This window comes from Mameliella sp. MMSF_3455 (assembly GCF_030733205.1).
Taxonomy (GTDB): Bacteria; Pseudomonadota; Alphaproteobacteria; order Rhodobacterales; family Rhodobacteraceae; genus Antarctobacter.
The window spans coordinates 145,961-154,829 of sequence record NZ_JASHJL010000009.1; the positions used below are offsets into that span (position 1 = coordinate 145,961).

An 8,869-nucleotide genomic window follows, 5' to 3' on the forward strand; every position below is an offset into this window, starting at 1 on the left:
CGGCAAGCATGCGCAGGGCGCTTGACAGTCCTGCACCGGCGGGCCAACGCTCCGTCTCATGTTCGATGTTCGTCCCGTTGCCTATGTGATCGGCCTGCTGGTCGCCTGCCTTGGTGCCTGCATGTTGCTGCCGCTCGTGGTCGACCTGGCAGAGGGCCGGGGCGAATGGCCCGTCTTCCTTGAAAGCGCAATCATCACGATTCTGGCTGGCGGCCTGATCGCGGTGTCCTGCGCCAACGGGGTCAAGAAAGGGTTGACCCTGCAGCAGACCTTTCTGCTGACGACGGGCGTCTGGGCGGTGCTGCCGATCTTTGGGGCGATGCCCTTCATGCTGGGTGCAACGGACGCCAACCTCACGGATGCCTATTTCGAGGCCATGTCGGGCCTGACCACCACCGGATCGACGGTCTTTATCGGTCTGGACGATCTGCCCAAGGGGTTGTTGCTGTGGCGGGGCTTGCTGCAATGGCTCGGCGGCATCGGGATCATCGTCGTTGCCATGGTCTTTCTGCCGGAATTGCGGGTGGGCGGGATGCAGATCTTCCGCTCCGAGGCCTTTGACACGATGGGCAAGATCCTGCCCCGAGCGACACAGATTTCGGCCTCGATCTCGTCGATCTACATCACGCTCACGCTGGTCTGTACCATCTGCTATCTTTTGACCGGCATGAATGCCTTTGACGCGACGGTTCATGCCATGACGACGGTTTCGACAGGGGGCTTTGCCAATTACGATGCCTCTTTCGGCACGTTCGCGGGGCCGGCGGAATATGTGGCCTCTGTTTTCATGGTTTTGGCCGCGCTGCCCTTCGTGCGCTACGTGCAGATGGTCGCCGGGGCGCGTTACGTGCTGTTTTCCGACAGTCAGGTGATCGCCTTCGTCGGGATCATCGGCATCCTGGTGGTGGCGACGTCCTTCACCCTGCTGTCGATCTTTCCGCACCACCCGGAACAGGCAGTGCGCGAGGCGCTGTTCAATATCACCTCGATCATGACGGGTACGGGATATTCCAGCGTCGACTACATGACCTGGGGGCCGTTCCTGATCGCCATGTTCTTTTTCATCGGGCTGATCGGCGGTTGCGCGGGATCCACCGCCTGTTCGGTCAAGATATTCCGTTATCAGCTCCTGATCGCTTCGATCCGGGTTCAGTTGCGGCGCATTCGCTCGCCGCATGGCGTATTCGTGCCGCGTTATCAGGGGCGCCCGATCGGACCGGATGTCATGAGTTCGGTCATGAGCTTCTTTGTCTTCTTCGTGGTTTCGCTGGGGGTGCTTTCGGTCGGGCTCAGCCTTACGGGGCTGGATTTCATCACCTCGGTGTCCGGCGCGGCCACGGCGATTGCCAACATCGGCCCGGGGCTTGGGGACACCATCGGCCCGGCGGGCAACTTTGCCACGCTCAGCGATACCGCAAAATGGATGCTGAGTTTCGCCATGCTTGCCGGGCGGCTTGAGCTGTTGGTGGTCTTTGCACTGTTTACTGTCGGCTTCTGGAGGGCATGATGACGAAACCCCTTGGCGCACAGGTCAGCCATGCACTCAAGGCCCGCGGGGTCGAGGTGATCTTTGGCATTCCAGGTGTCCACAACATCGAGATGTATCGCGGCATCGAGGAGGCCGGGATTACACATGTCCTTGCCCGCCACGAGCAGGGCGCCGGGTTCATGGCCGATGGTTATGCGCGGGCGACCGGACGGCCCGGTGTCTGCTACCTGATCACCGGGCCGGGATTCCTGAACGCGCTGACCGCGCTGGGACAGGCCTATTCCGACAGTGTCTCGGTACTGGCTCTGGCCTCCTGCCTGGATGAAACCGCGGCCCGACGCGGGCAATTGCACCAGATGCGCGACCAGCGCGCGGCAGGGGCCACGGTCTGCGACTGGTCCGAAGAGGCGGGGACGCCCGCGGCTGTCTATGCTCTGATCGACCGCGCCTTTGGCGAGTTCGCCAGCGCGCGTCCCCGGCCAAAGGCCCTGCACATGCCGATCGCGTCCTTGGGGGCATCGGCCGATCCCGCGCCGGAGCCGCCTCTGCGGCCAGAGCGTCCGCATCTGACCCATGACCAGATCTACGCGGTGATCGACGCGCTGAGCGAGGCCGAGAAACCTCTCTTTGTCTTTGGTGGAGGCGCTGTTGCCGGGGCAGCCCATGTGCCGGACCTGTTGCAGCAGACCGGGGCTGCCAGTTTTGTTACCTATGCGGGCCGAGGCATCGTGCCCTCGGATCATCCTCTGTTCTTTGGCAGTTCGCTCGCGCGGCCCGAATGCGCAGAAGTCGCCGCCCAGGCGGATCTGGTGGTTGCTCTGGGGACGGAACTGTCCGAGGTCGACCTCTGGCGCGACGAACTGGGCCACAAGGGACGGATGATCCGGGTGGACCTGGATCCGACGGTCTTGTCGGGGCTGCGGGCGGGTGACCTGGGCCTGATCGGCGACGCGGCGGCGCTGATCCGGGCAATGACCATTGCCATCCCGGCGCGCAACGACGACCGTCCGCCCTGCTGGGATGCGGCGCAGGTGGCAGCGGCGCGGGCGCGCTGGCAGGCACAGGTCCGCGCGGAACGGCCCGGCGTGGTGGAGATCGCCGAGGCGTTGCAGGAGATCATGCCAGCGGACGCGATGATCTATTCCGACATGACCCAATTCGCCTATGGCGCTTTGGAGGTCTGGGACATGCCCCGGTCTGGCCACTGGCATCACCCCAGCGGTTTCGGCACGCTTGGCTATGCGCTTCCCGCCGCAATCGGTGGCGCCGTCGGTCGTCCGGGCCTGCCGACCTGTGCGATCCTCGGGGACTACGGGTTGCAATACACGCTGCCCGAACTGGGGACAGCGGTGGAACTGGGGCTGTCGCTGCCCATTCTGGTCTGGGACAATGGCGCGCTGGGTGAAATCCGGGAAAACATGGTCAGCGCCCAGATCGAGCCCAACGCGGTTGTGGCACGGAACCCGGATTTCCTTGCCCTTGCGCGGGCCTACGGGGCGCAGGCTGTGGAACCGGCAAGCCTTGCCGGGCTGCAAAGGGCAGTGACCTCGGCCTTCGAGGCGGAGGGGCCGACGCTGATCCGGATGACGCAAGCGCTGCTCTAGGGTCCGCGGTCCGCGCGGAGATCTGGCAAGAGAGGGGCTATGCCCCCGTCTTCTTGTGAAAGTCTCCCGCGAAATGTCTGGAAACCAAGGGAGAACCGGACGCCGGCGGCGCCCGGTCAACGGTCAACTCGGCTCAGCCGATTTCGGCCAGCCGCGCGAGCGCCTCTTTCAGCTTGGCCTCTTCGCCTTCTCGGGCTGCGAGATTGTCACGGGCTTCCTCGACCACTTCCGCTGGGGCGCTTTCCGCGAACTTCGGGTTGTTCAGCCGCCCCTTGAGACCACCGATCTCCTTGGCCAGCTTGCCCAGCGACTTCTCCAGCCGCGCCTTTTCCTGCTCCACGTCGATGATATCGGCCAGCGGCAGGCCAAAGGTGGCCTGGCCAACGGGAACGGTCACGCAGCCCTTGGGGAAGTCCTGAACCGAGGTCAGCCCCTCGATCCGGGCCAGTTTCAGGATCAGCGTCTGGTTGCGATCCCAGGCGGCCTGCTCTTCTGCACCGATGCCCTTGACCAGCATCGGAACATACAGTCCCGCCGGAACATGCATCTGCGACCGGGCCGAGCGCACGCCCTCGATCAGAGAGATCACCCAGGACATTTCCGCATCGGCCTTGGCGTCGCTGACCTCGGCGGCGCTGTAGGTCGGCCAGTCGGTGTGAACCAGCATCCCGTCGCGCGTGCCCAGCGTGTCCCAGAGTTCTTCGGTGATGAAGGGCATGACCGGGTGCAGCATGATCAGGCACTGATCCAGCACCCAGGCCATCGTGGCGCGGGTCTCGGACACCACCTGCGCATCCTCCGAACCAAAGAGCGGCTTGGAGAACTCGACGTACCAGTCGCACACCTTGCCCCAGACAAAGCTGTAGAGCGCGTTTGCCGCGTCATTGAACCGGTAGTCTGTCAGGGCCGCGTCGACGGTCTCGCGCACGCGGGCGGTTTCCCCGACGATCCAGCGGTTCACCGTCTGCTGGGCGGTCGGGGCGAATGCCGGGTCGCTGCTGGACTTGTGGGTGTCGAAGACCTGGTTCATCTCCGCGAAGCGGCAGGCGTTCCAGAGCTTCGTGCCGAAGTTGCGGTAGCCCGCGATCCGGTCGACGCTGAGTTTCAGAACGCCACCGATGGAGGCCATGGAGGCATTGGTGAAGCGCAGGGCGTCGGCACCGTATTCGTCCACGATTTCCAGCGGGTCGATGACGTTTCCGGTGGTCTTGGACATCTTCTTGCCCTTCTCGTCGCGGACGAGCTGGTGCAGGTAGACGGTGTGAAAGGGTTTTTCATCCACGACGGCCAATTGCATCATGATCATCCGGGCGACCCAGAAGAACAGGATGTCAAATCCGGTGATCAGAACCGAGGTCGGGAAATAGCGGCGCATTTCCTCGGTGTCCTCGGGCCAGCCCAGCGTGCCGATGGGCCAGAGACCGGAGGAGAACCAGGTGTCCAGCACATCGGATTCGCGCCAGACCGGGTAGATCAGCTGCGTCGGGTCCTGCGTCGCCTCGTACTGGGCCAGCGCCTCGGCGAATTGGTGCACGGCGGCGTTGCGGTCCTCGACCTCGGTCACGCGCGCATGGTTGAGCGGTGTGGGCAGGCCCGCCAGAACATCCTCGAATTTCGCGCGGACGGCGTCGAAGTCATGCGCGGCGTGGTGGCGTTCCTCGCCGATCAGCAGGCGCTGGTCGTCCAGAAGCTCGCGCATCTCGACGAGGTCGAGTGCGCCGTCCTTTTCCTGGTCGTATTGCTTGCCGCTCTTGGCGGAGAGGTCGAGCCCGTACCAGACCGGGATCTGATGCCCCCACCACAGCTGGCGCGAGATGCACCAGGGTTCGATGTTTTCCAGCCAGTGGAAATAGGTCTTTTCGCCGGACTCCGGCATGATCTTGATGTCGCCGTTGCGCACGGCGTCCAGCGCCGGCCCGACGACCTTTTGCGCATCGACGAACCACTGATCGGTCAGCATCGGTTCGATGACCACTTTGGAACGGTCGCCAAAGGGCTGCATGATCGGCTTGACCTCGACCAGAGGAACCTCGGTGACGGGCGGCTCTTCCTCTCCCTTCTTCAACTTGGGTTTCGGCCCAAGGCGCGGGTCGTCAGAGGTGGTCATGACCGCCAGCCCTTCGGCGGTGATCTCGGCGATGACCTTTTCGCGGGCTTCGAAACGGTCGAGCCCGCGCAGGTGGTCGGGCACAAGGTTGAGCGCGTCGGCCTCGGCTTCGGTCAGAGTGCGATCGCCTTCGGCCACCTGCATGGCGATCTCGGCAGCCTTGGCATAGGTCTCGCCGTCGGCGCGCATCTGGCCGCGCGTGTCCATCAGGCGGTACATCGGAATGCCGCCGCGCTTGGCCACAAGATAGTCGTTGAAATCATGCGCGCCGGTGATCTTGACCGCACCGGACCCGAAGTCCGGATCGGGGTATTCATCGGTGATGATCGGGATCAGGCGGCGGTGTTCCTTCGGGCCAACAGGGATCTCGCACAGCTTGCCCACGATAGATGCATAACGCTCGTCGTCGGGATGCACGGCCACGGCGCCATCGCCCAGCATGGTTTCCGGGCGGGTGGTGGCGATCGAGATATAGTCGCGAGTTTCGCGCAGGGTGACGTTTCCGTCCTCGTCCTTTTCGACATATTCATAGGTCTCGCCGCCGGCGAGGGGGTACTTGAAGTGCCACATGTGGCCCGCGACCTCGATGTTCTCGACCTCGAGATCGGAAATCGCGGTTTCGAAATGCGGATCCCAGTTGACCAGCCGCTTGCCCCGGTAGATCAGCCCCTTGTCGTACATGTCGACAAAGACCTTGATGACCGCATCGTGGAAGTTGGGGCTGTTCTCATGCCCGGTCTTCGGGTCACCTGGCGCGCCGGCCATCGTAAAGGCGTTGCGGTCCCAATCGCAGGAACAGCCGAGGCGCTGCAGCTGGTTGACGATCGTCCCGCCGTACTGGCCCTTCCATTCCCAGACCTTGTCGAGGAATTCCTGCCGCGTCAGGTCGGTGCGGCGCAGGTTGCTTTCGGCCTTTAGTTTCTTCTCGACCTGCAACTGGGTTGCGATGCCGGCGTGATCCTGCCCGGGCTGCCAGAGCGTGTCAAAGCCGCGCATCCGGTGCCAGCGGACCAGGATATCCTGCAGGGTGTTGTTGAAGGCATGACCCACATGCAACGCGCCGGTCACGTTCGGCGGCGGGATCATGATGGTAAAGCTTTCGTCGCGGCTCTTGTTGGCGCCGGCGCGGAAGGCGCCAGTGTCGAGCCATTTCTGGGTGAGGCGCGGTTCGGCCTCGGCGGCGTTGAAGCTCTTTTCCAGGGGCATGGGTCTTGTCCTCGTCCAGTGTTGGCGGAGGGTCTACGACAAGGGCGCGCCAAGGGGAAGGGGGCCGGTGAAGGCGCGCGCGTGGGGCCGCGGACGATGTGGACACGCACCTATCCCGTCGACCTTGCGCGGCACAGAAAAAAGCCCGCGATGCGATGCATCGCGGGCTGAGGCTACGGAACCCCAGGGAGGAGGAGAGGGGCCCCGAAACTTATTTGGGCAGCGGCGCCAGGGAGGAGGAGAGGCGCCGCTGCCGTTGAAAGACCCCAGGGAGGAGGAGAGGGGCCTGACAACTTGGTCGGGTCGCGTGACCCGGAATTCCTGTGCGGCGGTGCCAGGGAGGAGGAGAGGCACCGCCGCTTATGCAAGATCCCAGGGAGGAGGAGAGGGACCCGACATATCGTTCAGGCCAAGCGGCCCGGAAATCTGGTGCGGCGACACCAGGGAGGAGGAGAGGTGCCGCCGCTTATGAAAGGTCCCAGGGAGGAGGAGAGGGACCAGACATATCTGTGGGCCGTGTGACCCGAATTCCTGTGCGGCGGTGCCAGGGAGGAGGAGAGGCACCGCCGCTTATGCGAGATCCCAGGGAGGAGGAGAGGGATCCAACATTGCGTTTGGGTCACGAGACCCGGTGTTTCGTGCGGCGGCACCTAGGGAGGAGGAGAGGTGCCGCCGCTCTGTCTGCGGGCCGAATGGGAGGAGGGCCCGCATATGATGTTGGGGTCATGCCCCGAAACTTTTGGGTGCCGGCTCCGAAGGGAGGAGAGTGGAGCCGGCACCGGAACAGGAGGGACTGGGAGGAGGAACGTCCCGCCTGAAAGACTTAGTTCTCGTTGGCTGCTTGCCACGCGATGCGCGAGATTTCGCTGCGTGCTAGGCCCAGATCGGCCAGGTCGCGGTTGCTCAGCGAAGCCAGCTCTGCATAGGTCTGCTTGTAGACCCGGCGGCGGGCGCGACGCGCCTGGAAGGTTGCGACCAGCCCGGAGATGCGGGCGCCCAAACCGCTTTGGGCATTGGTGATGTTCGCCGTTGCATGTGCCATTGTTTCCGTGCCTCAGTGTCTGTGCGTTGCCTTGGTTGCGCTAAAGATGGGGCAAATGCTGCAAGTGCACAATGGTCACGGCGTCATTTCTGCTATGCAGAAAGTGCATATGAAAACTGTTCAATTCTTGGCAGTTAAGGTTGATTGCTAGGCAGCTGCGTGATCTGAGGTTGCGCTAACGCAAGGGAAGCGCCACTGAAAATGGCAAAACCACGGGGTAAGACATGTCGGAGATGAAGGAAGCGGTCGAGGCGGCGCTGGAGCGGGTTGATCTGCCGGACGGGGGAAACCTGATTTCCAGGGACATGATTCGAGCGCTGCGGGTCGAGGACGGGGTTGTGCGCTTTGTCATCGAGGCACCGAGCGCAGAACTGGCGCGCCGGATGGAGCCGCTGCGGGCCATCGCGCAGAAGGCGACGGAAGCGGTGCCCGGTGTGACCTCGGCCAGCGTGGTGCTGAGCGCGCCGACCGAAGCCAAGGCGCCGCCCCAGTTGAAGATGGGCGGCCACCCGAAACCGCAGGACAGCGTGATGAAACCGGCAGGTGTCAAGACGATCCTGGCCGTCGGCTCCGGCAAGGGCGGCGTCGGCAAGTCCACCGTCTCTGCCAACCTGGCCGTCGCGCTGGCGCGGGCGGGCAAACGCGTGGGCCTGTTGGACGCGGATATTCACGGCCCCAGTCAGCCCCGCATGTTTGGCCTGACCGACAAGCCCGCCAGCCCGGACGGCAAGACGATCATTCCGCTCAAGGCGCATGGGGTCACCGTCATGTCCATCGGCTCGATGCTGGCCGAGGACAAGGCGGTGGTCTGGCGTGGTCCCATGTTGATGGGCGCGCTCCAGCAGATGTTGATGCAGGTGGACTGGGGCACGCAGGATGTGCTGATCGTCGATCTGCCGCCGGGCACCGGGGACGTGCAGCTGTCCTTGTGCCAGAAATCCGAGGTGGCGGGGGCCATCGTCGTGTCGACGCCCCAGGACGTGGCGCTGCTGGATGCGCGCAAGGCGCTGGATGCCTTTGCCACGCTCAAGACACCTGTGCTGGGCCTGATCGAGAACATGGCCGTCTTTACCTGTCCGCATTGCGGCAAGGACAGCCATATCTTCGGTCATGGCGGCGTGGCGGCAGAGGCCGAGAAGATCGGCGTGCCCTTGCTGGCGCAGCTTCCGATCGACCTGGACACGCGGCTGGGCGGCGACGGTGGAACGCCGGTGGCGATGGGCGACGGGCCGATCTCGCAGGCCTATGCACAGCTTGCCGACCGGCTGATCCAGGGCGGGATCGTCTGATCCCTGCCCGGGGCGCGCGCCTGCGGCGCGCCGTTGGAGTATTTTTGGAGAGAAGAAGCCGGGGCGGGGCGCCCGGTGGGCCAAGGTTTTATCAAGACGGGTCCGGGCGCTACGCCGGTGAGTTCTGGGACC

5 protein-coding genes are annotated in these 8,869 nt (G+C 64.0%); 3 read left to right on the forward strand and 2 right to left on the reverse strand.

Annotated features, from left to right (window positions below; genetic code table 11):
* Positions 1 to 58 precede the first annotated feature (58 nt).
* Together RBB42_RS09285 and RBB42_RS09290 are read left to right on the forward strand one after the other, a co-directional pair.
* Positions 59 to 1,507 carry a TrkH family potassium uptake protein gene (locus tag RBB42_RS09285; RefSeq protein ID WP_305972090.1) on the forward strand — a complete coding sequence of 483 codons (1,449 nt, stop codon included), beginning with the start codon at positions 59 to 61 and terminating at the stop codon, positions 1,505 to 1,507.
* Positions 1,507 to 3,093, forward strand: coding sequence for a 5-guanidino-2-oxopentanoate decarboxylase (locus RBB42_RS09290; protein ID WP_305972099.1), 1,587 nt, complete (start codon positions 1,507 to 1,509; stop codon positions 3,091 to 3,093). The genes RBB42_RS09285 and RBB42_RS09290 overlap by 1 nt, the downstream gene beginning before the upstream one ends.
* A 133-nt stretch (positions 3,094 to 3,226) precedes the next feature.
* Here the strand turns inward: RBB42_RS09290 and RBB42_RS09295 are convergent, their stop codons facing one another.
* On the reverse strand, positions 3,227 to 6,406 hold the full coding sequence (locus RBB42_RS09295) for a valine--tRNA ligase (RefSeq protein WP_305972089.1): 3,180 nt from the start codon (positions 6,404 to 6,406) through the stop codon (positions 3,227 to 3,229).
* An 823-nt stretch (positions 6,407 to 7,229) separates the two neighbouring features.
* A complete protein-coding gene (locus tag RBB42_RS09300; protein ID WP_305972088.1) occupies positions 7,230 to 7,448 on the reverse strand; it encodes a DUF1127 domain-containing protein in 219 nt (72 codons plus the stop codon).
* A 224-nt stretch (positions 7,449 to 7,672) separates the two neighbouring features.
* Here RBB42_RS09300 and RBB42_RS09305 point away from each other — a divergent pair, with 224 nt between their 5' ends.
* Entirely contained in the window at positions 7,673 to 8,737 is a 1,065-nt protein-coding gene (locus RBB42_RS09305; RefSeq protein ID WP_305972087.1) for an Mrp/NBP35 family ATP-binding protein, read from the forward strand.
* Positions 8,738 to 8,869: the final 132 nt, after the last annotated feature.

Excerpts from the sequence above, each read along its gene's own strand:
- RBB42_RS09295 (WP_305972089.1), bottom strand. The coding sequence starts at position 6,406 with ATGCCCCTGGAAAAGAGCTTCAACGCCGCCGAGGCCGAACCGCGCCTC.
- RBB42_RS09290 (WP_305972099.1), top strand. The coding sequence starts at position 1,507 with ATGACGAAACCCCTTGGCGCACAGGTCAGCCATGCACTCAAGGCCCGC.
- RBB42_RS09285 (WP_305972090.1), top strand. The coding sequence starts at position 59 with ATGTTCGATGTTCGTCCCGTTGCCTATGTGATCGGCCTGCTGGTCGCC.
- RBB42_RS09305 (WP_305972087.1), top strand. The coding sequence starts at position 7,673 with ATGTCGGAGATGAAGGAAGCGGTCGAGGCGGCGCTGGAGCGGGTTGAT.
- RBB42_RS09300 (WP_305972088.1), bottom strand. The coding sequence starts at position 7,448 with ATGGCACATGCAACGGCGAACATCACCAATGCCCAAAGCGGTTTGGGC.